This window comes from Protofrankia sp. CiP1_Cm_nod4 (assembly GCF_982290645.1).
On record NZ_CEVIVC010000196.1, the window covers coordinates 1 to 1,208 of the forward strand.

1 protein-coding gene is annotated in these 1,208 nt (G+C 71.3%); it reads right to left on the reverse strand.

All coding sequences use genetic code 11. From position 1 onward, the window contains the following. Window positions 1-38: 38 nt before the first annotated feature. On the reverse strand, window positions 39-917 hold the full coding sequence (gene sigJ / locus AC5LSR_RS22390) for an RNA polymerase sigma factor SigJ (RefSeq protein ID WP_250291511.1): 879 nt from the start codon (window positions 915-917) through the stop codon (window positions 39-41). Between the last annotated feature and the right edge of the window lie 291 nt (window positions 918-1,208).

The following is a 1,208-nucleotide window of genomic DNA, read 5'->3' on the forward strand; positions in this document are numbered from 1 at the left end:
TAGGGAAAATGAGCTGGGCCGGCCGGGAGATCCTCGTTCTAGTCGGCCAGGAGCAGGTTGTTGAGTTTGTCGGGGTCGAGGATCAGGTCGATCGTGGCGATACACTCCTCGATCACGGTGAGGCCGGCGACCGCGATGATGCCGGCCGATGTCCGGGCGACGATCCCGGCGGTGCCGTTGACCAGCGCCGGCTGGCAGTGCCGTGCGAAGCGTGGGCCCTGGACGGCGACCTGCCGTGCGACGTCCGTGGCACCGGTGAGCAGGGCGGGCACGGGCCGGGTGCGTGAGCCGGTGTCAACGCGGAACACGACGTCGGGATCCAGTACCGCGACGAGGGCGTCGAAGTCACCGGCGCGGGATGCCGCCAGAAACGCGGCCACGACCCTACGCTGCGTGGCGATATCGGCGTCCGGGACGGTCGGGCTGCCTCGCACCCGGCGTCGGGCGCGGCTGGCGAGCTGACGGGCCGCGGCGGGTGTCCGCCCGAGCATCGAGGCGATCTCCTCGAACGGTACGGCGAACATGTCGTGCAGGACGAACGCGAGCCGTTCGGACGGGGTGAGCGTTTCGAGCACGACGAGCAGGGCCAGGCCGACGGAGTCGGCAAGCAGCGTCTGCTGTTCCGGGCCGTCGCTGTCGTCGACGCTGACGACCGGCTCGGGTAGCCAGGTGCCGGCGTAGTCCTCCCGGCGGGCGTGGCGGGCACGCAGCATGTCGATGCACACCCGTCCCACGACCGTTGTCAGCCAGCCGCCGAGGTTGCCGATCGCATCGTCGTCGGAGCGGCTCAGGCGCAGCCACGCCTCCTGGACCGCGTCCTCGGCCTCGCTGCGCGAACCGAGCATGCGGTAGGCGACCGCGTGCAGCCGCGGGCGCTGTCGCTCGAACTGCTCGGCCTGCCAGGTCGCGTCGTCCACGGGCCACCGCTCCTTCGATCGAGCCTCTCCTGAGCAATGACGAATCCGGCGCCGCCGATGTGACGGGGCTGGCCGGCCGCATCTGGTCCGGCCCACCGGTCCCGGGTCCTGGATGCCGTCGACAGCGGTACCGACGGGTGACGGGGGCGACAGTCACATCCGCCCGTCGGGATCCGACAGAGAGATGACGGCCGGACGGGCCGGCCCCGAGCCGGCGGCCACGGCGGCCGCACATGGAAGGGATCGTGAATTGGACGCAGCCACCAGTGGCGCGGGGGCCGAACGCCTGAG